Here is a 21,877-nt window from a genome sequence, read left to right on the forward strand (position 1 = left end):
GTCAGCGTCACCGCGCCTTTCCAACCCCTGCGGAACCCCACGACCGAGGTTTGCATGAGTTCGTCCCTGATACAGCTTCTTGTCCTTGCCGGCATCGCCGTCTTTCTGATCCTGAAGCTGCGGTCCGTTCTTGGCACGCGCGACGGCTTTGAAAAGCCGCCCGTTCCGGTCGAGGATGCGCGCGCCCGGCCGCGCCGCGACTTCGAGGTCATCGAGGGCGGGCCGGACCGTGACATCATCGACCAGGTGCCCGATGGATCGCCTGCTGCAAAGGCGCTTGGCGCGATGAAGCTGGCCGAGCCCGGATTTTCTGTGGGAGAGTTCCTCAAGGGTGCCCGCGGCGCCTATGAGATGATCCTCATGGCCTTCGAGAAGGGCGATATCGAAGGCATCCGTGCGTTCCTGTCGAAAGAGGTGGCCGACAGCTTCGACGCCGCCATCGAAGAGCGTGCCCGTCAGGGCCTGACCATCGAATCCAGTTTTGTCGGCCTGCGCGAAATGGCGTTGACCGAAGCCACATTCGACCGCGATACCCGCCAGGCCGAAATCACCGTCCGTTTCACCGGTGAGCTGACCTCGGTGGTACGGAACAAGGCTGGCGAAGTGATCGAAGGCAGCCCGACCGCCATCAAACGCCAGCGCGACCTGTGGACCTTTGGCCGCCGCATGGGCGTGGACGATCCCAACTGGCAGCTGACCGCGACCGGGGAATGAGCCGTGTTCTTCTGGCGGTCCTGGTCCTGCTCGCGGCCATGAGCGCCGGACCACGCGCCATGGCCCAGATGCTCAGCTTTGCCGATCTGGACGGCTGGGACACCGACGATCACCGCGCCGCGCTGACAAGCTTTACAGTCACCTGCGACAAGCTGGACGATTCCGACTGGCAACCGATCTGCCGGCTGGCGCGCGACATCGACCCCGAAGACGACCTCGCCGCCCGCAGCTTCTTCGAGCTTCTTTTCCGGCCGGTCATCATTGGTGCGCCACCTGCGCTGTTCACCGGCTACTACGAGCCGGAATTGCGCGGGTCTCCCGTGCGGACGCCGCGCTATGCCTGGCCGGTCTATCGCCGTCCGCCGGAACTGCGCGATGGGGTGCAATGGTATTCGCGCCAGGACATCGAAAGCCGGGGGCTTCTGGCCGGACGCGGGCTGGAACTGGCCTGGGTCGAGGATCCTGTGGATCTGTTCTTCCTGCAGATCCAGGGCTCGGGCCGGATCCGGATGCCTGACGGCAAGGTGATGCGGGTGGGCTATGCCGGGCAGAACGGCTTTCCCTATCGGTCCGTCGGGCAGGAACTGGTGCGCCGGGGGGTCTTCACCATCGACGAAGTTTCGGCCCAGCAGATCCGGGCCTGGGTCAAGCGCAATGGGGCCTCGGGCACCGCGCTGCTTCACCAGAACCCATCGTATGTCTTCTTCCGCAAGATCGCCGACCTGCCGGCAGACAAGGGACCGATCGGGGCGATGGGGCGGTCGATCACCACGCTTCGGTCTGTCGCGGTGGATCCGAAGTTCACGCCGCTTGGCGCGCCGGTCTGGATCGAGAAGGACGGGGCCGCGCCCCTGCGCAAGCTGATGGTGGCGCAGGACACCGGGGGGGCGATCAAGGGGCCGCAGCGGGCCGACATCTTCTATGGCTCGGGCGATGCGGCGGGCGATGCGGCCGGGACGGTAAAGGACGGCGGGCGCATGGTCGTGCTGCTGCCCATCGACCGGGCCTATGCGATGTTGCCCGAAGGCTGATCTTGGCGCGTCGTCGGTCCCTGCGCCCCGAGGAGGAAGAGCTTTGGTCCGCCGTCGCAAGGACGGCGCGGGCCATGCATCCAAAATCGCAGCCCCTGCACCGGGTGGCGGAACTGCCCGCCCATCCCGTGCCGGACCATGCGCCGCCCAAGCCGCACCATCCGGTTCTGCCGCCGTTCCGTCTGGGGTCGAAGCCGGGGCCGGCGACCGCCATCGACCTGGCGCCCTCGCCGGGACAGGCGCTGGCAGCCCAGCCGTTGCGAATGGATGCGAAGACGCATGGCAAGATGACCCGGGGGCGGCTGGTGCCCGAGGCAAGGCTGGACCTGCACGGGCTGACGCTGGCCGAGGCGCAGCCGGAACTGGTGAGGTTTGTTCTCAATGCCCAGTCGGGTGGATTGCGGCTGGTGCTGGTGATCACGGGCAAGGGCAAGGTGCGGGACGACCAGGGGCCGATCCCGCAGAGGACCGGGCTTCTGCGCCACCAGGTTCCCGTCTGGCTTCGGCAGGCGCCGCTGGGGCCGGCGGTTCTTCAGGTGACCGAAGCGCACCTGAAACACGGCGGGTCGGGCGCCTATTATGTGTACCTGCGCCGCGGCCGGTAGGACGATCGGGCGCGAACCGAACGGATGCTCGTCGCAAAGACCCGGCCTTCTTTGGCAAGCCCCGCGACAAAACCTTCCCCGCGGGGAAGGTTTCCTGAGAACAACCGACGATCCGGCCCCCGTTCCCCTGGCAACAATCGCGCTTCGTGATCCTGCCAGCCCACGGACACCTGACCGTGGCAGAAGCGCATGACGACCTGCGCTCCGCCTATTTTGCCATTTGTTGCAGTGCAGAAAGTCAAATTAGTATCAGTCTGACCTCGTTGCTGTGGTGGCGTGCCCTGATTCTTTGGTCCATCCTTCCCCATGTGGTTCTTCCTGACCGGTCGGACCGCCGCTGCGGATGGGAGCCGTGGCGAACCTGGGGAGGTGGCCGTGAAGCCGGATCTTGAAGTCGTCCAGATTGGACGGGGACAGTCCTTTACCGCGTGGGAGCACGGCTATCCGTTCCACACGGTGCGCTGGCATTTCCACCCCGAGCTTGAAATCCACTATGTCGCGGCGACATCGGGCCACTACTACATCGGCGACTTCATCGGAGATTTCGCGCCGGGAAATCTTGTGCTGACCGGGCCGAACCTGCCGCACAACTGGATCAGCACCCACGGTGTCGAAGGTTCGGTTCCGCTGCGCAGCCGGGTCGTGCAGTTCCCTGAAGACCTTCTGCTGCGGATTGCCGAGCTTTTCCCGGACACGCGTGGTTTTTCGGATGTGTTTTCGCTCAGCCGTCGGGGCGCGCTGTTTTCGGACCGGTGTTCGCAGCTCTGTGCGCCGTTGCTTGCCGAGCTGGTTCAGGCCAAGGGTCCGCACCGCGCAAGCCTGTTTCTGCAGATCCTTGCCAATCTGGCCTCGGATACAGAAGTGCGGACGCTGGCCTCTGATGCCTACCTGCCGGATCCCTCGGGGTTCATGACGGCCGGCGTCAACAAGGCTCTTGGCTACATCAACGAGAACCTGACCGAGGATTTCAGCGAGGAAGATCTGGCCAAGACGGCCGGGATGACGACCTCGGCCTTCTCGCGCAGTTTCCGCAAGCACACCGGCATGGGGGTGGTCGAATACGTCAACCGCCACCGCATCAACTTGGCCTGCCAGATGCTGATGAACGAAGCCGACAAGAGCATCACCGACATCTGCTTTGCGGTCGGGTTCAACAACCTTTCCAACTTCAACCGTCAGTTCCTTCGACGAAAGGGAATGCCGCCAAGCCGGTTCCGCGCGCTGCTGGAGGACAACCGCGCCGTCGCCGCCTGATCCAAGCCTGAATTGAGTTACTGGCCGCGCCCGACTCTCGGTGCGCAGCTCGGCCGGTCATGGTCCGTCATTGGGCCTGCAAGCGCGCAACCGGGACACGAAATGACGTCTTCGGACGAACAGAGACGATTTGCCTTAACCTCAGGGAGAGAGACCATGAAACTGACCAAGGTGTTGTTGATGGCCGGAACGGCGCTGACCGGCCTTGCCGGCGCGGCCATGGCCCAGGAAGCGGCGACCGTTGCCTTCCTGATGCCCGACCAGGCGTCCACGCGATACGAAGAGCACGACTATCCCGGCTTCAAGGCAGAAATGGCCAAGCTTTGCCCGGACTGCACGGTGATCTACCAGAACGCCAATGCCGATGTGGCGCTGCAGCAGCAGCAGTTCAACTCGGTCCTGGCGCAAGGCGCGAAGGTCGTCGTGCTGGACCCGGTGGACAGCGCAGCCGCAGCCGCGCTCGTGACCCTGGCCCAGTCGCAGGGCGTCAAGGTCATCGCCTATGACCGTCCGATTCCGGATGCCCCGGCAGATTATTATGTGTCCTTCGACAATCAGGGCATTGGCCAGGCCATCGCGCAATCGCTGGTCGATCACCTGAAGGCGAAGGGCGTGCCGGATGGCGCCGGCGTGTTGCAGATCAACGGGTCGCCCACCGATGCGGCAGCCGGCCTGATCCGCGACGGCATCGATTCTGCCCTGGACGCATCGCCCTACAAGACGCTGGCCGAGTTCGACACGCCCGACTGGGCACCGCCCGAAGCCCAGCAGTGGGCCGCTGGCCAGATCACCCGCTTTGGCTCTGAAATCGTCGGCGTGGTTGCGGCGAACGACGGCACCGGCGGCGGCGCCATCGCGGCCTTCAAGGCGGCCGGGGTTGACCCGGTTCCCCCGGTCACCGGCAACGATGCCACCATTGCCGCGCTGCAGCTGATCATCTCGGGCGACCAGTACAACACGATCTCGAAGCCGTCCGAAATCGTGGCGGCCGCCGCGGCGAATGTTGCCGTGGCGTTCCTGAAGGGTGAAACGCCGCAAGCCAAGACCACGCTTTACAACACGCCCTCGGAACTGTTCGTTCCGGCTGTGGTCACCGCGGAAAACATCAAGGCCGAGATCTTCGACAAGGGCATCAATACGCCCGAACAGGTCTGCACCGGTGAATATGTCGAGGGCTGCAAGGCACTGGGCATCATCCAGTAATCAATGACCGAGCCCGGTCCCTGTCTGGGGCCGGGCCCATTTGGAGAGAACGTCATGCAGGCCCGCGAAAGACTGCCGGCAAAGGGCGAGCGCATCCTGTCCTTGCGGGGTGTCTCGAAACGCTTCGGCGCCGTGTCGGCCCTGACCGACATCGAACTGGATGTCCATGCGGGCGAAGTCGTGGCGCTGGTCGGCGACAACGGCGCGGGAAAATCCACGCTGGTCAAGGTTCTGGCCGGGGTCCACCAGCCGACCGAAGGTGCGATCGAATACATGGGGCGTCCGGTGACCCTGGATACGCCCGCGAAGGCGCTGGAGATGGGTATTGCCACGGTGTTCCAGGACCTTGCGCTGTGCGAGAACCTGGATGTGGTCGCCAACCTGTTCCTTGGCCACGAGCTTTCGCCTTGGCGGCTGGACGAAGTTCAGATGGAGGTCCGGGCCTGGACGCTTCTGAAGGAGCTTGCCGCCCGCATCCCTTCGGTCCGCGAACCCGTGGCATCGCTTTCTGGGGGGCAGCGCCAAACCGTCGCCATCGCGCGGTCGCTGCTGCTTGATCCGAGGATCATCATGCTGGACGAGCCGACGGCAGCCCTTGGCGTGGCCCAGACGGCCGAGGTCCTGAACCTGATCGACCGCGTCCGCGACCGGGGGCTGGGCGTCATCATCATCAGTCACAACATGGAAGACGTGCGCGCCGTGGCCGACAGGATCGTGGTCCTGCGCCTTGGCCGGAACAACGGCGTCTTCACGGCCGAGGCGTCGCACCAGGATCTGGTCGCGGCCATCACCGGCGCAACCGAGAATTCCGTCACGCGGCGCCACGAGCGGCTGCAGGCCGGAGCAGGGGGAACCAACCCATGAGCGACAAGCCGACCCTGGACCGGGCCGACGCCCGCGTCCGCCATGACGACAGCCTGAAGGGCGCCCTGAAAGAGTTTGCCGACCGTCTGCGGTCGGGGGATCTGGGCATGTTGCCGGTCATTGTCGGCCTTGTGCTGATCTCGGTCGTGTTCTCGGCCCTGAACCCGGTCTTCCTTGCGCCGAACAACCTGGTGAACCTTCTGTTCGACTGCGCCACGGTCGGCGTGATCTCGCTGGGCATCGTCTGTGTGCTGATGCTGGGCGAGATCGACCTTTCGGTCGGCTCGATGAGCGGGCTGGCCTCGGCCATGATCGGGGTTCTCTGGGTGAACGCCGGCGTGTCGCTGCCTCTGGCGATCCTTGCGGCGCTGGCGACCGGCGCGGTGATCGGCGCCATCTACGCGGTGCTGTACAACCGGCTTGGAATGCCGAGCTTTGTGTCGACCCTGTCGGGTCTTCTCGCGATCCTGGGGCTGCAGCTTTACATTCTTGGGCCGACCGGATCGATCAACTTGCCCTTCGCCTCGCCGCTTGTGGGCTTCGGGCAGCTGTGGATCCTGCCCGCCTGGCTGTCCTACCTTCTGGGGCTCTTGCCCGGTGCCGTCATGGTCTGGGTCGGGTTGTCGGTCCGGCGCCAGCGTCTGGCCGCGGGGCTTTCGGCGCAGCCGCTGACCCGGCTGATGATGAAGGCGGCCTTGCTGACCTTGGCCCTGGAAGGGGCGGTCTACTTCCTGCATCTGGGGCGCGGCGTGCCGGTGATGTTCGGCCTGTTCGTCCTTCTGGCCGTGATCCTGAACTATGCGCTGACCCGCACCAAGTGGGGCCGTTCGATGTTTGCAGTTGGCGGCAACCGTGAAGCCGCACGCCGGTCGGGGATCAATGTCCGCAGGATCTATCTTTCGGCCTTCATGCTGTGTTCCACGCTTGCGGCCCTGGGGGGCATCCTCTCGGCCTCGCGGCTTGCCTCTGCCAGCCAGCAGGCCGGAACCGGGGATGTGAACCTGAACGCCATCGCCGCGGCCGTGATCGGCGGGACCAGCCTGTTCGGGGGGCGTGGATCGGCCTGGAGCGCCGTCCTGGGCATCATCGTGATCCAGGCGATTTCCAACGGGCTGACGCTTTTGAACCTGTCGTCATCCCTTCGCTACATGATCACTGGCGGCGTGCTTGCCATCGCGGTGATCGTTGACAGCCTTGCCCGCCAATCGCGCGTCAGCCATGGCCGCGGGTGATCTTCGGAGACAGGAATGACCGGACGTCTGAACGGAAAAGTGGCCGCAATCACCGGAGCGGCCTCGGGGATCGGGCTGGAATGTGCCCGTGCCATGCTGGCAGAGGGGGCCAGGGTCGTGCTGATCGACCGGGCAGAGGAGCGGTTGAACGCGCTTTGCGCCGAGCTTGGCCCGAACGCCCGGCCGCTGGTCGTGGACCTGCTGGACGGGGCGCAGGTGTCGGGGATGCTGCCCCGCATCCTGGGCTTGGCAGGGCAGCTTGACATCTTCCATGCCAATGCCGGAGCCTATATCGGCGGCCCCGTCCAGGACGGAAATCCCGACGCCTGGGACCGGATGCTGAACTTGAACATCAACGCGGCCTTCCGGTCGATCCATGCGGTCCTCCCCCACATGATCGAACGGAAGACGGGAGACATCGTGATGACCTCGTCCATTGCCGGTGTCGTGCCCGTGGTGTGGGAACCCATCTACACCGCCTCGAAATTTGCCGTGCAGGCCTTTGTCCATACCATCCGCCGGCAGCTTGCGCCCCACGGGCTTCGCGTCGGGGCCGTTCTGCCGGGCCCGGTGGTGACGGCGCTTCTGGACGACTGGCCCAAGGCGAAGATGGAGGAGGCCCTGGCCAACGGAAGCCTGATGCAGCCGGTCGAAGTGGCGGAGGCGGTGTTGTTCATGGTCACGCGCCGACCGGGTGTCGTGGTGCGCGACCTGGTGATCCTGCCGAACTCGGTGGATCTGTGATGCTGATCGGGGTCGATGTCGGAACGGGAAGCGCGCGGGCCGGGGTCTTCGATGCCACGGGGCGGCTGCTGGGCGTGGGCAAGCACCCCGTCACCATCTGGCAGGAACCCGGAGACATCGTCGAGCAATCCTCCGATCAGATCTGGCAGGCGGTTTGCCGGGCGGTCCGTGACGCCATCGGGACCGCTGGCATTGACCCTGGGGATGTCACTGGCATCGGATTCGATGCGACCTGTTCGCTGGTTCTGGTGGACGACGGGGGGCGGGGCGTTCCGGTCGGCCCGTCCGGCGACCAGACGCGCAATGTCATCGTCTGGATGGATCATCGCGCGCAGTCCGAAGCTGAAGAGATCAACGCAGGCGGGCACCGGGTTCTGGATTATGTGGGCGGCCGGATTTCGCCCGAGATGGAGACGCCAAAGCTCCTTTGGCTGTTGCGCCACATGCCGGACAGCTTTCACCGGGCGGCCCATTTCTTCGACCTTTCGGACTATCTCAGCTGGCGCGCCACGGGCCGACTGGCCCGGTCCTCCTGCACCGTGACGTGCAAATGGACCTACCTTGCGCACGAGCAGAGCTGGGATGCCGGCTATTTCCGCTCGATCGGGCTTGGCGTGCTGGCCGACGAGGGCTTTGACCGCATCGGCACCGAGGTGGTCAGCCCCGGCACCGCGCTTGGCTGCCTGACGCAGGCGGCTGCCGGCGATCTTGGCCTGACCGCGAAGGTCACTGTCGCCGCGTCTCTCATTGATGCCCATGCCGGGGGGGTTGGCACCCTCGGCGTTTCGTTGCCCGGTGACGCGGATCCGACGCGACGGCTGGCCTACATCTTCGGCACCTCGGCCTGTTCGATGGCCTCGACCCGCGAGGCGACGCCGGTTTCCGGTGTCTGGGGGCCCTATTTCGACGCCATGCTTCCGGGGCTGTGGTTGAACGAGGGCGGGCAATCGGCGGCGGGTGCGGCACTGGATCACTTGGTCCACCTGCACCGCGACGCGGCGAAGATCGAGGCCGAAGCCATTGCAGCCGGACACTCGCTCATCACCTATGTCGCGGCCCATGCCGAAACCCTGGGCGCCAACCTGTCCGACACGATCCGCGCTGCCGGGCAGATGGTGGTGGTGCCGGAATTCCTGGGAAACCGGTCACCCTTTGCCGAACCCGAGGCGCGCGCCGTGATGTCCGGGCTGGGGCTGGACCGTGGCATCGACAGTCTGGCGGCGCTCTACCTCGCCGGTCTGAGCGGGATCGGTTACGGCCTGCGTCAGCTTCTTGATCGGCTGGAGGGGCAAGGGATCACCATCCAGACCATCGTGGCCAGCGGGGGCGCGGCGCAAAGCGACCTGGTCTGCCAGATGATCGCGGATTCGACGGGCCGCGCCGTGGCGCTGCCCAGGGCCGAAGAGCCGGTCCTTCTGGGGGCAGCCATGCTGGCCGCGGTTGCCAGCGGAAGCCAGCGTACCCTGGTGCAGGCCATGGCCACCATGTCAGGCCCTGCCCGGCTTTTCACGCCGGCACAGGGCGACCTCGCCACCCTGCACGCAGAGCGGTACGCCTGTTTCGAGGGTTTGCAGGCTGTCGCACGACGAAGCCTCGCCTGGCGCAACTTGCTGACCAAAGCCTAGGCAAACGCGGCGCAGCAACGGTTGCGTATTACCTTGCCCTGTCCCTATGGGCATGGCGCAGCCCGCAGGTCACAGGCGGCATCGAGTCTCGCACAGTCTGCGCCATGCCTGCGGTTGTTGCAGCAGGTGGCGCCATGTCTCGGCGGAGCAGAGGTCAGTCCAGCTTGAAGCGGGCGCTTTCGCCTTCCCCACGGTCCACGGTGAAGCGCAGTTCACGGTCGTCGCGCACCTCGACCAGCTGGCAATTGTAGGGGATGGCCTTTCCGCTCCAGTCCATCTCGCGGCAGAAATAGCCGTCCTTCCAGGCCCAGGTGCCCGTGATCTCCCACCCGAGCGCCGAGCCTTCGATGCGGCCATCGGGTTCGACGCTGAGACGGATGCGGAACAGGGGCAGCGACAGGTCCCGGCCGTTGACCAGGGACAGGAAGGCCTGACGGTCACGGACGGCCTGAAACTCTTCGGCGCCGGCCAGGACGGGGACGGGCAGAACGATCGCAGCGGCAAGCAACAGCGGGCGGAGCATGCGTGTTTCTCCGGGTGATGACCACAGAGATACGCAAGACCCGCACGGTTGGATCATCCGGTCGCATTGAAATCTGCAATCCCGGCGCCACGCGCGGCCGGACGCCCTGCGCCCGCGTTTACTTCAGCTTGATGCAGAAGTGCTTCAGCACCGGTTCTTCGATCTTCCAGGTGCCGGTGAAACCGGGCTCCACGACGAAGGCATCCCCGGGGGCCAGGGTCACGGGGGCGCCACCATCGGGGGTGATCACGATGCGGCCCTCGATCAGGTGGACGAATTCGTAGAACTTGTAAGTGGCGTGCCAGGAGCCGGGCGTGGCGGCCCAGGTGCCGCTGATGACGCTGCCGTCAGCCGAGGTGTGCTGCACCCAGGTCTTCATGCTGGGCGTGCCCTCGGTCTTGACCCAGCCGTCGAGGTCGGTGGTCATCGGTTCGGGGCCGGGGGCAGGCAGGCGGTACACCGTGTCGGTCATGGCAGTCTTCCTTGATGTCGGTTGCAGGATTGGTAGGGCCGCCGGCGAAGGCCGGCAAGGGGGTGCCCTGCGGGCGCGGCCTGGGCTAAGGAAGCGGCAGGCAGGTACATGCGGAGGCGAAATGAAGATCCGGGCGGCGACGGCGGCGGATGCGGGGCATCTGGTAGCCTTCATCAACATGGCGGCGGATGACCTGCCGCTGCATTTCTGGAAGAAGTCGGCGGGCGAAGGGGCGGACCCCTGGGCCTATGGACGCGAGCGGGCGGCGCGCGAGACGGGCGGATTTTCATACCGCAACGCCTGGCTGGCCGAGGTGGAGGGCGAGGTGGCGGCCTGTCTTCTGGGCTATGCCGCCGAGCCCGAACCGGCGCCCATCGACCCCGACACGCCTGCGATCTTCGTGCCGCTGCTCGAGTTGGAGGCGATGGCGCCGGGGTCGTGGTATCTGAACGTGCTGGCGACCTATTCCGCGTTCCGGGGGCGGGGCTGCGGATCGGCGCTGCTGGCTTTTTCCGAAGACGTGGCGCGGAAGGCCGGGCATCGCGAGATCAGCCTGATCGCCGAGGACACGCATGTGGAGGCACTGCGGCTATACCAGGCGAAGGGTTACCGAGAGGTGGCGCGGCGGCCGGTGGTGAAGGGCGACTGGGCGGTGGATGCGACGGAGTGGATCCTGTTCGTGAAGCCGGTTGGTTGAGCCCTCTGCCGAAGGCGGGCGGGATTACAAATACATTGCAACTTTACAGGTTCCCTCGCTAAGGTCCGGCAGCGGGGACCAGAAGATGACCGGACCGGATGTTGCCATCATTGCCGACGACCTGACCGGCTCGCTGGATTCGGCCGTGCCCTTTGCGCTGGCCGGGCTGCGGACGGTCTGCGCGACCTCGGTGGCGGCTTTGCCGGCGGCCCTGGCTTCGGGTGCGCGGGTGGTGGCGGTGAACCTTGCCAGCCGCGAGGGGCCGGAAGCTGTGGCGTCGGTGCGCGCCGTGGCGGCGGCGCAGGCGGTGGCTGGCGCGCGGGTGGTGCTGAAGAAGATCGACTCGCGATTGAAGGGCCATGTGGCGGCAGAGATCGGCGCGGTGGCGGCGGTGCTGCGGCCTGCGGGCGTTGTGGTCTGCCCCGCGGTGCCGGACCTGGGGCGCGTGGTACGGGACGGGCAGCTGGAGGGCTTGGGCGTCGCCGAGCCGCTGCCGGTTGCCGCGCGCTGCGGATTGGCGCCAGATCTGGGCGCGCGGTTTGCCGATGCCGCATCGGGCGACGATCTGGACCGGCTGGTGGCAGAGGCGGCGGAGGGGACGCTGTTCGTGGGCGCGCGCGGGCTGGCGACGGCGCTGGCGCGGCGGATGGGTCGTGCCGCGCGGCCCGCGGTGGCGATGCGGGGGCCGGTGGCCTTTGTCATCGGGTCGCGCGATCCGATCACTTTGGCACAGGTTGAACGGCTGCGGATCAGCGGGCTGGACTGGGTGGCGGCGCCTGACGGGCGGGTGCCCGCAGGCGGCAGCGATGGTTCGGTGATCCTGCAGGCGGTGGCGGGTGAAGGCGCGGCAGGCGATGTCGTCTCGTCCCGGCTGGCCGAGGGCTTTGTGCGCTGGCATCTGGCCGACAAGCGGCTGCTGGTGCTGAGCGGGGGCGAGACGGCGGCGGCGGTGCTCGACCGGATGGGGGTGACGGTGCTGGAGGTGCTGGACGAGCCCTTGCCGGGCCTGCCCCTGTGCCGCGGGCTTGACCGGCCGGCCGGGCCCGCCATCGTGACGAAATCGGGCGGGTTCGGGGCGGCGGATGCTCTGTTGCGGCTGGTGCCGGAGGATGCGGGGAAGGTGCGGACAGGATGACGATTGCGACGCCGGAACGCCGGGCCGACAAGGCCGGGACCCTGACTGACTCGCCGCGATCCACGCTGTTGGCGGATGTGGTGCATGACCGTATCCGGCGGGCCATTGTGGAGGGTGAGTTCGGCGAGAACGAGCGGCTGCCGGGGGAGAATGCGCTGGCGGCGCGGTTCGAGGTGTCGCGGCCGGTGGTGCGGGCGGCGCTGGCGCGGCTGCGGGAGGAAGGGTTGATCGTGTCGCGGCAGGGGTCGGGGAGCTTTGTCTCAACCCAGGTGTCACCCAAGACGCTGGCCTTCCAGCCGCTGGAGACCATCGCGGACCTGCAGCGGTGCTATGAGTTCCGGCTGACCATCGAACCGGCGGCGGCGGCGCTGGCGGCGGGGCGGCGGGGCGAGGAGGACCTGGCGGTGATCGGGACGCAGCTGCAGATGCTGAGGGACGCGACCGAGCGGCGGAGCCATCGGGAGGATGCGGACTTTGCCTTCCACCTGTCGATCACGACGGCGGCGAACAACCAGTATTTCGAGACCTCGATGCGGGCCCTGAAGGACCATATCGCGGTGGGGATGAAGTTCCACGGGCTGTCCCTTCGGACGGTGCGCGGGGGGCTGGACCATGTGCTGGAGGAGCATACCGCGATCTTTCAGGCGATCCGGGACGGGCGGGCAGAGGAGGCGCGGGTGGCGATGCTGGCCCATGTGGGCGGGTCGCGGGACCGGCTTTTCGAGGGGCGGCTGCTGGACCTGTCGGGCCGGGGCTGAAGGCGTCCGAGCTCGGACGCCTATACGCTTCCTTTGAAATCAATGGGTTGCTGGCTCGCGTTAACTTGGACTTTACGTTTCAGGGTCCGGGGCACGAGGACGGACAGGAGGGAGGAGGGGGCTGTCTGCCCCCTCTTGGCCGTTCCGGCCAATTCACCCCCGAGGATATTTTTGAACAGAAGAAGGGCGAAGGGCGCGAGGTGGAGGCGTGGCGCGCCGGCGGTCAGAAGGCGGAGCGGTAGATGGTTTCGGCCTCGGCTACCGTCATGTCGCGCGGGTTGTTGTCCATCAGGCGGCGAATGGCATGGGCCTCTGCCGCCCAGTCGGGCAGCATCGCCTCGGTCGCGCCTAGGGCGGAGAGGCGCATTTCCGGGCCGAGGCGGGCGCACCAGTCCCAGGCGTCCTGCGCCAGCCGGTTGCCGCCGCCGAGGCCGAGGGCTGCGGCGATTTCGGCGGTCTTTTCCGGTGCGGCGGGGGCGTTGAAGGCCAGCACATGCGGGAAGATGATTGCATTGGCATGGCCGTGCGGCAGCTTCAGCCGGGTCCCGAGCGGGTAGGCAAGCGCATGGCCGGCGGCGGTGTTCACCGGGCCAAGGCAGATGCCGCCGTAGTAGGCGGCCAGCAGCAGGGCGGCGCGCGCCTCGGCATCGCTGCCGTCGGCCACGGCGCGCGGCAGGAAGCGGGCGACGAGGGTGAAGCCGAGACGGGCGTAGTTGTCGATCAGCGGATGCGATTTGCGGTTTGTGAACGCCTCGACACAATGCGCCATCGCGTCGATGCCGGTGGCGGCGGTGACGGCGGGCGGCACGGACATGGTCAGGTCGGGGTCGAGCGACACCATGTCAGGCATGAGGTGGGGGCTTTCCACCGCGGCCTTGGCGCCGGTGGCGAGGTTCGTCACAAGGGCGCGGATCCCGGCTTCGGACCCGGTGCCGGCGGTGGTGGGGACCAGCGCCAGGGCGTTGAGGCGGGCGGGGACCTTGTTCGGCCCGATGGCATCGGCCAGCGGGAAGCCGCCGCGCAGCACGGTGACGAGCTTGGCCACATCCATTACCGAGCCGCCGCCGAAGCCGATCACCAGATCGGGGTCGGCTTCCTGCGCCGCCGCGATGGCGCGGTCGAGCGTGGCGCTGTCGGGTTCGGGGTCCACATCGGCAAAGACGGTGACGCTGCCGGGCAGGCCCATGCGGTCGATCTGGCCGGCGATGACCGGGGTGGTCAGCACATGGATGCGGGCGAAGCCTTGTTCGCGCGCCCAGTGGCCGACTTCTGCCGCGCTGCCGGCGCCGAATTCGAAGCGGCGGGGTTGCCAGAGACGCAGGGGGCGGGCGTAGTCGTTGGGCATGTCACTCTCCACGCACGGTGCCGCCGATGGCGGCAAGCCGTGTCTTCAGGTCGGCACGTTCGGCGGCGGTCAGGGCCACCAGCGGCGGGCGGGTGCGGTCCCAGCCGGGGTTGCCGTGCTGGAAGCCGACCATGGCCTTGATGGTGGGGATCTGGACGTAGGAATTGGACAGGGTGCGGAAAGCGTTGATGCGCGCCTGCGCCTGTTCCACCGCCTCGGCCTGCGTCGGATCTGTCGCGCCGCGGAACACGGTGGCCAGGTCGCGGGCGACAAGGTTCGAGGTGGCGGTGATGGACCCCGCGCCGCCCGCCTGCACCAGCGGCAGCAACAGCGGGTCAGCCCCGGCGAGGACAGCGAAGCCGGGGAAGCGGGCGACCATCGCGGTCATGTTGTCGAGCTGCCCCGCGCTGTCCTTGATGCCCACGACGATGCCGGGGAAGGCGGTGACGAGCCTTTCGATCAGGTCATGCGACAGCGCGATGCCCGAGACCTGGGGGATATGGTACAGCACGACGCGCAGGCGGTTGTCGCCGATGGCTTCGATGCTGCGGGCATAGGCGGCGAACAGCCCCTCGTCGCTGACGCCCTTGTAATAGAAGGGCGGCAGCATCACGACGCGGCTGACGCCGCTGGCGAGCGCGTGGCGGGTGAGGTCCACGGTTTCGGGGATATTGGCGACGCCGGTGCCGGGCATGAGCCTTTCGCCCGCGATGCCGGAGTTCAGCGCGGCTTCGAGGATCGTCTTGCGTTCGGCGGAAGAGAAGGAATTGGCCTCGCCCGTGGTGCCCAGAAGCGCGATGCCGGTGCAGCCTTCTTCCAAGAGCCAGTGGCAATGCGCGGTGAAGGCGGGAAGGTCGGGCGACAGGTCGGCGCGGACCGGGGTGGCGGCGGCGCAGTAGACTCCGGAAATCATGCGGGCGCTTTCGGGTGGGCGGCCAGCCGCGCGGCATAGGCCAGCGCGTGGTCGAGGTTGATGTTCTTGGCGATACCCTTGCCCGCGATGTCGAAGGCCGTGCCGTGATCGACCGAGCAGCGGTCGATGGGCAGGCCGACCGAGACGTTCACGGCGGTGTCGAAGGCGACGAGCTTGATCGGGATGTGGCCCTGGTCGTGATACTGCGCGATGACGAGGTCGAAGGCGCCTTCATAGGCGCGGTGATAGACGGTGTCGGCGGGGACGGGGCCCACGGCATTGATGCCTTCGGCCCGGGCCTGTGCCACGGCGGGAGCGATATGGGCATCGTCTTCGGTGCCGAAGAGCCCGCCTTCGCCGCAATGCGGGTTGAGCCCGGCCACCGCGATGCGGGGCGTTTCCCCGAAGCGGCGGAAATGGGCGTGGCCCGCGCGGATGGTGGCAAGCACACGTTCGGTGGTGGCGCGGGCGATGGCGTCCTTCAGCGAGACATGGGTGGAGACGTGGATCACGTTCAGCCGTTCCGAGGTGAGCAGCATGAACGAGGATTTCGAGCCGGTGAGGCTGGCCAGCATTCCGGTGTGGCCGTCGTAATGGTGGCCGGCGGCATTGAGCGCGGCCTTGTTGATGGGGGCGGTGGCGATGACGCTGATGCGGCCCGCCATCGCATCCTTCACCGCGGCTTCGATATAGCTGAAGCAGGCCTCGCCCCCGCGTGGATCGAGCTTGCCGAAGGGCATGGGCTCGCCGGGGATGGCGATGTTGTGGACATCCAGCGCAGCGATGTCCAGCCCGGTGTTCAGGATCGCTTCGGCCGCGGCGAGGCTGGCGCGCGTGCCATAGACGCGGAAGCCCTGCCGTTCGGCCGCCGGCATGGCGGCGAGCGACTTGACGATGATCTCGGGTCCGACCCCGGCAGGGTCGCCCATGGTGATGCCGATCATGAGCGGGCGTCCCAGGTGGTGGCTTCGGGGGAGGTGACGGCGTGGCAGGCGACGTGGTGGCCGGGGGCGACCTGCCGGAAGGGCGGGACGCTGGTGCGGCAGAGGTCGCGGGCCAACGGGCAGCGGGTGTGGAAGCGGCAGCCCTGCGGCGGGTTCAGGGGCGAGGGCACCTCGCCCTGGAGCACCTGGCGCTGGCGCGTGGACTGCGGCTTGGGTTCCGGCACGGCGGAAAGCAGCGCGCGGGTATAGGGGTGGAGCGGCCGGGCGAAGAGATCGGCCGAGGGCGCGAGTTCGGCGAGGCGGCCCAGGTACATGACGCCGACGCGGTCGGAGATGTGGCGCACGACGGCAAGGTCGTGGGCGATGAACAGGTAGGTGAGCTTGTACTTTTCCTGAAGGTCCAGAAGCAGGTTCAGGATCTGCGCCTGGACAGATACGTCGAGGGCCGAGATCGCCTCGTCGCAGACGATGAAGCGCGGCTCGCAGGCGAGCGCGCGGGCGATGGCGACACGCTGGCGCTGGCCGCCGGAGAGTTCATGCGGGTAGCGGCTGGCGAAGCGGGGGGTGAGGCCCACATCGGCCAGCAGGCGGTTCAGCCGGTCGGGGAGAGCGGCGCGGGTGGCGAGGCCGTGGAACAGGATGGGCTCTGCCAGCGCCTCGCCGATGGTCATGCGGGGGTTGAGGGTGGAATAGGGGTCCTGAAAGACGATCTGCAGGTCGCGGCGGAAGGGGCGCATGGCGTCTTCGCCGAGGCTCGCGATGTTCTGGCCCTTGTAGCGGACGGTGCCGGCGGTGGGGCGGTGCAGGTTCAGGATGCAGAAGCCGGTGGTGGACTTGCCGCAGCCGCTTTCGCCCACGAGGCTGAGGGTTTCGCCTTCCTCGACATCCAGCGTGAAGTCGTCGAGCGCGTGGACGGTGGCGCCGCGTTCACCGAAGGCGCCGAGGCGGAGGTCGAAGTGTTTCTGCAGGTTGCGGACTTCAAGCAGGGCGGTCATGCGGCGGCCCTTTGTGCGGGCGGGCAGGCGACGCGGTGGCGCGGGTCGCTGCCGGGAACGGGGGCAAGGCGGGGGACGGCGGCGGAGCAGGCGGGCTCGGCCATGGCGCAGCGGGGGGCAAAGGGGCAGCCGGGCGGGCGGCGGCCGGGTTCGGGCGGGGTGCCGCCGATCGAGGCGAGGCGGGCCATCGGCTTGTCTTCCAGCGTGGGCAGCGAGGCGAGGAGGCCCCGGGTGTAGGGATGCGTCGGGCGGTCGAAGAGCGCGGCGACGGGGGCATCCTCGACCACGGTGCCGGCGTAAAGCACGGCGATGCGGTCGGCGAGGCCGGCGATGAGCGCAAGGTCGTGGGTGATCCAGACCACCGACATGTCGGAGCGGGATTTCAGGTCGCGCACCAGGTCCACGATCTGGGCCTGGATGGTGACATCGAGCGCGGTGGTGGGTTCGTCGGCGATGAGGAGCTTCGGGTCGCCGGCAAGGCCCATGGCGATCATCACGCGCTGGCGCATCCCGCCGGACAGTTCGTGCGGCCAGGCCATGAGCCTGTCGCGCGGGGAGGGGATGCCGACGAGCGCCAGGAGTTCGGCGGCGCGGTCCATCGCGGCGGGACGGGCCATGCCCTTTTGCCAGACCAGCGCCTCGACGATCTGGTCGCCGATGCGCATGACCGGGTTCAGGCTGGTCATCGGGTCCTGGAAGATGAAGCCGATCTGGCTGCCGCGGACCTTGCGCAAATCCTTGGCGCCCATCTTCAGCAGGTCGCGGCCGGCGAAGGTGGCCGAACCGCCGGTGGCGCGGATGCGGTTGGGCAGGAGGCCCACGAGCGACAGCATGGTCAGCGATTTGCCGCAGCCGGATTCGCCCACGATGCCCAGGCTTTCGCCTTGGGCGAGCGTCAGGTCGATGCCGTCCACCACGCGGGCGGGGCCGTCCTCGCGGTCGATGTCGATGGTCAGGCCCTTGATGTCCAGAAGCGCGGTCATTTCTGGCCCTTCGGATTCAGCGCGTCGTTCAGGCCGTCACCAAGGAAGTTGAAGGCGACGGTGGCCACGGCCAGCACGGCGGCCGGTGCGACCAGGAGGTGCGGGTAGTTCGTCCAGACGCGCAGCCCGTCCGAGATCATGTTGCCCCAGGAGGGGATCGGGGGGTTCACGCCGACGCCGAGGAAGGAGAAGGCGCTTTCCAGCACCATGGCGGTGCCGAGACCGGCGCTGACCGCCACGATCAGCGGACCCATGGCATTGGGCAGGACATAACGCATGAGGATGATGCGGTTGGTCAGGCCAAGCGCGCGGGCGGCAGTGACGTAAGGACGGTTGCGGATGGACAGGACCTGCGCGCGCACCAGCCGGGCATAGGGCGGCCAGGTGATGAGCGCCATGGAGCCGAAGACCAGGAGGAAATCGACCAGCTCGGTGTTCCGCCAGATCGGATTTTCGGTGGCCATGTAGCGCGCCTCCATCCACAGGCTGATCGGCTGTTTCAGCGAGGCGTTGATGACGACGACCAGCAGAAGCTGCGGCACGGACATGGTCATGTCGGTGACCCACATCATCCCCCTGTCGAAGGCGCCGCCGTAGAAGCCCGCGATGGCGCCAAGGATGACGCCGATCGCCACGGCGATGGCGGTCACGGTAACGGCGACGATCAGCGCGGTGCGCGCGCCGTAGATGACGCGGGACAGGACATCGCGGCCAAGGTCATCGGTGCCCATCCAGTGGGCCCACGACGGCGAAAGGTTCCGGGCGTCGAGGTTCTGGCTGAGGAAATCGTAGGGCGTGATCCACGGCCCGAAGATCGCCACCAGCACCAGCACGGCAACGATGACAAGGCCCGCGACGGCCAGCCGGTTGCGGCGGAGCCGCTTCCAGGCGTTGCGCCAGAGGTTGGTGGGCTTTTCCTCGGCGGCGGCGAAGGGGGCGGCGGTCATCAGCGGGCCTCCTTCATGCCGGTCGCGCGGGGGTCAAGCAGCGGATAAAGCAGGTCGACAAGCAGGTTCGAGGCCATGACAAGGAAGGAGCCGATTAGCGTGACGGCAAGGATCACGGGATAGTCCGAGTTGATGAGCGCCTGCACCGTGAGGCGGCCGAGGCCCGGCAGGCCGAAGACCAGTTCCACGAAGATCGCCCCGTTGACGATGGTGATCATGATGAGGCCAAGCTGCGTGACCACCGGGGTCAGCACCGGGCGCAGGACGTGGCGCAGCGCCACGACATATTCGGGCACGCCCTTGGCGCGGGCGGTGCGGACGTAATCCTCGTGCAGCACCTCGATCACCGCGGCACGGGTCTGGCGCAGGATCAGCGCGATGGGCTGGAACGACAGGACGATGAGCGGAAGGATGATCTTGGCGCTGAACAGCCCGCCCCAGCCATAGGGCACCTGGCCCGAGGGCAGCACCATGAGCAGCGCCACCATGAGAAGGGGGCCGGCGACATAGGCCGGGATCGCCCAAAGAGCGACGGCAGTGCCGAGGATGGTGAAGTCCAGCCGGGAGTTCTGGCGCATCCCTGCGATCATTCCAAGCGGGATGGCGACAAGGGCGGTGACGATCACGGCGGCGAGACCAAGCTGGAAGCTGACGGGGGCGGCGGCCTTGATCATGGCCCAGACCGAGCGGCCCGAGGTGAGCGAATTGCCGAAATTGCCGTGCAGCAGGTTCCAGATGTAGCTGGCGAACTGCGCGAGGAACGGGCGGTTCAGCCCGGCCTGTTCGCGGATCGCCTCGATCTTGGCGGGATCATAGGCCACGTCGCCGGGGGCGCGCAGGAAGATCAGCTTGATCGGGTCGCCCGCGCCGTAGAAGGCCAGCGCATAGACGCCGAGCATCACGATCAGCACGGACGGCACCCAGAGCACCAGTCGCTTGAGGATGTGCATCAGCATCGGCGTCGAGGTCCGGCGGTTGGAGAAAGAGGGGCGGGGCCGGTGGGCCCCGCCCGCATCATGTCATGGAACGAGGGTCAGTTGATCGAGATGCTCCAGGGCGCGACGATCTGCCAGTCGAGGTTCTTTTCCATGCCTGCGACATTGGCATTGGCCCAACGGCTCATGGTCTGGGCATACCAGGGGATGAACATGAAATCGTCGCGGAAGGCGCGCTGCGCCTCTTGCGCGAGCGCGATGCGGGCCGGGTCGTCGACCGGCTTGGCCAGCGCCTCGGCCACCTTGGCATCGACCGTGTCGTTCTTGTAGCCGCCCATCTTGCCTTGCGCATTGCCCGAGCCCGAGGCGATGGAACCGGCAAGGTAGGACGGCGCATCGGGAACGCGGGTGCCTACGTCATCGCGGAAGATCTGCACCGCGTTCTGGTCGGGGCCGGCGTACTGGTCTTGCTGGGGCTTCATGTCCACGGCGGTGATGCCGAGGTTCTGGCGCCACTGTTCGGCGATGTACTGCGCCGCCGCCTCGTTCGCGGGCGAGGAGATGCCGACGAACATGATCTTCGGCAGCTTTTCCGGGCCGCCATAGCTCGACTCGGCCAGCAGAGCCTTCGCCTTTTCCGGATCGAAGGGATAGGGCACGAAGGCCGGGTCTTCCGCGCCGGGGACAGAGTTCATCACCGTGTCGGTCTTCTTGTGCGGGCCATCGGGGAAGGACGCCTTGATCAGGCCGTCGCGGTCCACCGCCAGGATCAGCGCCTCGCGCACCTTGGGGTCGTCCATCGGCGCGCGGGTGGCGTTGAACCAGAAATGCTGGCTGGTCGGGATGGTGGGGCCGGCGGCGAAATCGGCGCCGAGGTCCTGCACCATGGTCGAGGTGACCAGTTCGGTATGGGCCTGGTATTCGCCCGACTTCAGCATCTGCGTCGCGGTGACGTTGTCTTCCACCGCGGTCAGTTCGATGCGCGCGAGCTTCGGCGCCGGGCCGAAGAAGTTGGGGTTCGGCACCCAGGCGACGGTGCCGGCGTCGAGATCGAGCGCCTCCATCATGAAGGGGCCCGAGGTCGCGCCGTTGGCGCCAAGGAACCAGTCGGGCACTTCGTTGCCATCGGCGCCACGGGCGACCGAGACCTTGACGATGGGCGCGATGTGGTTGCCCAGACGCTGGAAGAAGATCGGGTCCGGCCCGGAGAGCGTGACGGTGAGCGAGCCGTCGTCATTTGCGACCACGCCCGAGATGTCGGTGGCGGTGCCGTCCTTGACGGCGGCATAGCCCGCGACATTGGCAAGCACCTGGTCGATGCGCTGGTTCTTGGTGGCGGGCATCGCCGAAAGCTCCCAGCTTCCCTTCACATCGGCGGCGGTGATGGCCGAACCGTCGGCGAATTTCGCGTCCGGGTTCAGTTTCAGCGTCCAGACGGTGAAATCGGCGTTGGGCGCCCATTCGGCGATGACATAGGGCTGAATCTCGCCCTTGTCGTTGAAATACATCGGGCTGGCATTCCAGACCGAGTTCCAGCGATAGGGCACGCCGCCGCCGCGGAGCGGCGACCAGTCCTGGTTGAAGGCGGGATTGATCGCCTTCAGCACCTGGCCCTCCTGGGCCATCACGATGCGGGCGCCCGAGCCGAAGGCGGTGGCCGCCACGACGGAGCCCAGGCCGAATTTCAAGACGCCGCGCCGGGTCAGGCCGGCGGTATCCCTGGTTGTGCGGTTCATGTGTTCCCTCCCGATCCTTGCGACCTGGCCAGCGCTGTATCGCGCCCCTCCGGCCCGGAGTCGCATCGGGAGAAAACAGACAACTAGGGGCTTGATTTGTCAACTTGTTATTTCCAGTGAGGGGCTGTCAGGCTGGTTGTCAGGACGTGTTGGGGCGTGGACTCTATTTATAATATTGAAATAAAACAGTTTATGTTCTACTTCCGACTTCTCCCCCCGCAG

At 67.0% G+C, this 21,877-nt stretch carries 22 protein-coding genes; 12 read left to right on the forward strand and 10 right to left on the reverse strand.

The window, feature by feature from the left end; all coding sequences use genetic code 11:
* Positions 1-54: 54 nt before the first annotated feature.
* The 9 genes from JO391_RS17105 to JO391_RS17145 all read left to right on the forward strand — a co-directional run bounded on the left by JO391_RS17105 (position 55) and on the right by JO391_RS17145 (position 9,272).
* A complete protein-coding gene (locus JO391_RS17105; RefSeq protein WP_220661643.1) occupies positions 55-714 on the forward strand; it encodes a Tim44/TimA family putative adaptor protein in 660 nt (219 codons plus the stop codon).
* On the forward strand, positions 711-1,745 hold the full coding sequence (gene mltA, locus JO391_RS17110; RefSeq protein ID WP_220661644.1) for a murein transglycosylase A: 1,035 nt from the start codon (positions 711-713) through the stop codon (positions 1,743-1,745). The genes JO391_RS17105 and mltA overlap by 4 nt, the downstream gene beginning before the upstream one ends.
* 2 nt (positions 1,746-1,747) lie before the next feature.
* Positions 1,748-2,350: a Smr/MutS family protein gene (locus tag JO391_RS17115; protein WP_220661645.1), complete on the forward strand. Its 603-nt coding sequence runs from the start codon at positions 1,748-1,750 to the stop codon at positions 2,348-2,350.
* 375 nt (positions 2,351-2,725) lie between these two features.
* Positions 2,726-3,604, forward strand: a complete 879-nt coding sequence (locus JO391_RS17120) for an AraC family transcriptional regulator (protein WP_220661646.1) — start codon at positions 2,726-2,728, stop codon at positions 3,602-3,604.
* A gap of 156 nt (positions 3,605-3,760) precedes the next feature.
* Positions 3,761-4,807, forward strand: coding sequence for an ABC transporter substrate-binding protein (locus JO391_RS17125; protein WP_220661647.1), 1,047 nt, complete (start codon positions 3,761-3,763; stop codon positions 4,805-4,807).
* A gap of 54 nt (positions 4,808-4,861) precedes the next feature.
* Positions 4,862-5,671 carry an ATP-binding cassette domain-containing protein gene (locus tag JO391_RS17130; protein ID WP_220661648.1) on the forward strand — a complete coding sequence of 270 codons (810 nt, stop codon included), beginning with the start codon at positions 4,862-4,864 and terminating at the stop codon, positions 5,669-5,671.
* The gene (locus JO391_RS17135) at positions 5,668-6,903 is read left to right on the forward strand and encodes a sugar ABC transporter permease (RefSeq protein WP_220661649.1); all 1,236 of its coding nucleotides are present in this window, start codon (positions 5,668-5,670) and stop codon (positions 6,901-6,903) included. Before JO391_RS17130 ends, JO391_RS17135 begins: the two co-directional genes overlap by 4 nt.
* Positions 6,904-6,918: 15 nt before the next feature.
* On the forward strand, positions 6,919-7,647 hold the full coding sequence (locus JO391_RS17140) for an SDR family oxidoreductase (RefSeq protein WP_220661650.1): 729 nt from the start codon (positions 6,919-6,921) through the stop codon (positions 7,645-7,647).
* On the forward strand, positions 7,647-9,272 hold the full coding sequence (locus JO391_RS17145; protein ID WP_220661651.1) for an FGGY-family carbohydrate kinase: 1,626 nt from the start codon (positions 7,647-7,649) through the stop codon (positions 9,270-9,272). The genes JO391_RS17140 and JO391_RS17145 overlap by 1 nt, the downstream gene beginning before the upstream one ends.
* A gap of 154 nt (positions 9,273-9,426) precedes the next feature.
* Here JO391_RS17145 and JO391_RS17150 read toward each other — a convergent pair whose 3' ends face one another.
* Complete coding sequence (locus JO391_RS17150) at positions 9,427-9,795, reverse strand: dihydrodipicolinate reductase (protein ID WP_220661652.1); 369 nt, start codon at positions 9,793-9,795, stop codon at positions 9,427-9,429.
* A 118-nt stretch (positions 9,796-9,913) separates the two neighbouring features.
* The gene (locus tag JO391_RS17155) at positions 9,914-10,267 is read right to left on the reverse strand and encodes a cupin domain-containing protein (RefSeq protein ID WP_220661653.1); all 354 of its coding nucleotides are present in this window, start codon (positions 10,265-10,267) and stop codon (positions 9,914-9,916) included.
* Positions 10,268-10,388: 121 nt separating this feature from the next.
* Here JO391_RS17155 and JO391_RS17160 point away from each other — a divergent pair, with 121 nt between their 5' ends.
* The 3 genes from JO391_RS17160 (at position 10,389) to JO391_RS17170 (ending at position 12,857) form a co-directional block, all read left to right on the forward strand.
* Positions 10,389-10,964: a GNAT family N-acetyltransferase gene (locus tag JO391_RS17160; RefSeq protein ID WP_220661654.1), complete on the forward strand. Its 576-nt coding sequence runs from the start codon at positions 10,389-10,391 to the stop codon at positions 10,962-10,964.
* A gap of 85 nt (positions 10,965-11,049) precedes the next feature.
* Entirely contained in the window at positions 11,050-12,099 is a 1,050-nt protein-coding gene (locus JO391_RS17165) for a four-carbon acid sugar kinase family protein (protein ID WP_220661655.1), read from the forward strand.
* Entirely contained in the window at positions 12,096-12,857 is a 762-nt protein-coding gene (locus tag JO391_RS17170) for a FadR/GntR family transcriptional regulator (protein WP_220661656.1), read from the forward strand. The genes JO391_RS17165 and JO391_RS17170 overlap by 4 nt, the downstream gene beginning before the upstream one ends.
* 223 nt (positions 12,858-13,080) lie before the next feature.
* Here the strand turns inward: JO391_RS17170 and JO391_RS17175 are convergent, their stop codons facing one another.
* The 8 genes from JO391_RS17175 to JO391_RS17210 form a co-directional block, all read right to left on the reverse strand.
* Positions 13,081-14,202: an iron-containing alcohol dehydrogenase gene (locus tag JO391_RS17175; protein WP_220661657.1), complete on the reverse strand. Its 1,122-nt coding sequence runs from the start codon at positions 14,200-14,202 to the stop codon at positions 13,081-13,083.
* Between the two features lies 1 nt (position 14,203).
* Complete coding sequence (locus JO391_RS17180) at positions 14,204-15,115, reverse strand: dihydrodipicolinate synthase family protein (protein ID WP_220661658.1); 912 nt, start codon at positions 15,113-15,115, stop codon at positions 14,204-14,206.
* Positions 15,112-16,059, reverse strand: coding sequence for a 4-hydroxythreonine-4-phosphate dehydrogenase PdxA (gene pdxA / locus JO391_RS17185; protein WP_220661659.1), 948 nt, complete (start codon positions 16,057-16,059; stop codon positions 15,112-15,114). Before pdxA ends, JO391_RS17180 begins: the two co-directional genes overlap by 4 nt.
* Positions 16,056-17,054, reverse strand: a complete 999-nt coding sequence (locus JO391_RS17190) for an ABC transporter ATP-binding protein (protein ID WP_220661660.1) — start codon at positions 17,052-17,054, stop codon at positions 16,056-16,058. Before JO391_RS17190 ends, pdxA begins: the two co-directional genes overlap by 4 nt.
* Positions 17,051-18,037 carry an ABC transporter ATP-binding protein gene (locus JO391_RS17195; protein ID WP_220661661.1) on the reverse strand — a complete coding sequence of 329 codons (987 nt, stop codon included), beginning with the start codon at positions 18,035-18,037 and terminating at the stop codon, positions 17,051-17,053. Before JO391_RS17195 ends, JO391_RS17190 begins: the two co-directional genes overlap by 4 nt.
* Positions 18,034-18,984, reverse strand: a complete 951-nt coding sequence (locus JO391_RS17200; RefSeq protein ID WP_220661662.1) for an ABC transporter permease — start codon at positions 18,982-18,984, stop codon at positions 18,034-18,036. The genes JO391_RS17195 and JO391_RS17200 overlap by 4 nt, the downstream gene beginning before the upstream one ends.
* Positions 18,984-19,940 carry an ABC transporter permease gene (locus tag JO391_RS17205; protein WP_220661663.1) on the reverse strand — a complete coding sequence of 319 codons (957 nt, stop codon included), beginning with the start codon at positions 19,938-19,940 and terminating at the stop codon, positions 18,984-18,986. Before JO391_RS17205 ends, JO391_RS17200 begins: the two co-directional genes overlap by 1 nt.
* A 77-nt stretch (positions 19,941-20,017) precedes the next feature.
* The gene (locus JO391_RS17210) at positions 20,018-21,655 is read right to left on the reverse strand and encodes an ABC transporter substrate-binding protein (protein WP_220661664.1); all 1,638 of its coding nucleotides are present in this window, start codon (positions 21,653-21,655) and stop codon (positions 20,018-20,020) included.
* Positions 21,656-21,877 lie beyond the last annotated feature (222 nt).

The sequence above is a fragment of the Neotabrizicola shimadae genome, assembly GCF_019623905.1.
GTDB lineage: Bacteria > Pseudomonadota > Alphaproteobacteria > Rhodobacterales > Rhodobacteraceae > Neotabrizicola > Neotabrizicola shimadae.

Excerpts from the sequence above, each read along its gene's own strand:
- JO391_RS17105 (WP_220661643.1), top strand. The coding sequence starts at position 55 with ATGAGTTCGTCCCTGATACAGCTTCTTGTCCTTGCCGGCATCGCCGTC.
- JO391_RS17190 (WP_220661660.1), bottom strand. The coding sequence starts at position 17,054 with ATGACCGCCCTGCTTGAAGTCCGCAACCTGCAGAAACACTTCGACCTC.
- JO391_RS17155 (WP_220661653.1), bottom strand. The coding sequence starts at position 10,267 with ATGACCGACACGGTGTACCGCCTGCCTGCCCCCGGCCCCGAACCGATG.
- JO391_RS17180 (WP_220661658.1), bottom strand. The coding sequence starts at position 15,115 with ATGATTTCCGGAGTCTACTGCGCCGCCGCCACCCCGGTCCGCGCCGAC.
- JO391_RS17130 (WP_220661648.1), top strand. The coding sequence starts at position 4,862 with ATGCAGGCCCGCGAAAGACTGCCGGCAAAGGGCGAGCGCATCCTGTCC.
- JO391_RS17150 (WP_220661652.1), bottom strand. The coding sequence starts at position 9,795 with ATGCTCCGCCCGCTGTTGCTTGCCGCTGCGATCGTTCTGCCCGTCCCC.
- JO391_RS17165 (WP_220661655.1), top strand. The coding sequence starts at position 11,050 with ATGACCGGACCGGATGTTGCCATCATTGCCGACGACCTGACCGGCTCG.
- JO391_RS17210 (WP_220661664.1), bottom strand. The coding sequence starts at position 21,655 with ATGAACCGCACAACCAGGGATACCGCCGGCCTGACCCGGCGCGGCGTC.
- JO391_RS17135 (WP_220661649.1), top strand. The coding sequence starts at position 5,668 with ATGAGCGACAAGCCGACCCTGGACCGGGCCGACGCCCGCGTCCGCCAT.
- mltA (WP_220661644.1), top strand. The coding sequence starts at position 711 with ATGAGCCGTGTTCTTCTGGCGGTCCTGGTCCTGCTCGCGGCCATGAGC.
- JO391_RS17195 (WP_220661661.1), bottom strand. The coding sequence starts at position 18,037 with ATGACCGCGCTTCTGGACATCAAGGGCCTGACCATCGACATCGACCGC.
- JO391_RS17175 (WP_220661657.1), bottom strand. The coding sequence starts at position 14,202 with ATGCCCAACGACTACGCCCGCCCCCTGCGTCTCTGGCAACCCCGCCGC.
- JO391_RS17125 (WP_220661647.1), top strand. The coding sequence starts at position 3,761 with ATGAAACTGACCAAGGTGTTGTTGATGGCCGGAACGGCGCTGACCGGC.
- JO391_RS17205 (WP_220661663.1), bottom strand. The coding sequence starts at position 19,940 with ATGCTGATGCACATCCTCAAGCGACTGGTGCTCTGGGTGCCGTCCGTG.
- pdxA (WP_220661659.1), bottom strand. The coding sequence starts at position 16,059 with ATGATCGGCATCACCATGGGCGACCCTGCCGGGGTCGGACCCGAGATC.
- JO391_RS17145 (WP_220661651.1), top strand. The coding sequence starts at position 7,647 with ATGCTGATCGGGGTCGATGTCGGAACGGGAAGCGCGCGGGCCGGGGTC.
- JO391_RS17170 (WP_220661656.1), top strand. The coding sequence starts at position 12,096 with ATGACGATTGCGACGCCGGAACGCCGGGCCGACAAGGCCGGGACCCTG.
- JO391_RS17140 (WP_220661650.1), top strand. The coding sequence starts at position 6,919 with ATGACCGGACGTCTGAACGGAAAAGTGGCCGCAATCACCGGAGCGGCC.
- JO391_RS17200 (WP_220661662.1), bottom strand. The coding sequence starts at position 18,984 with ATGACCGCCGCCCCCTTCGCCGCCGCCGAGGAAAAGCCCACCAACCTC.
- JO391_RS17160 (WP_220661654.1), top strand. The coding sequence starts at position 10,389 with ATGAAGATCCGGGCGGCGACGGCGGCGGATGCGGGGCATCTGGTAGCC.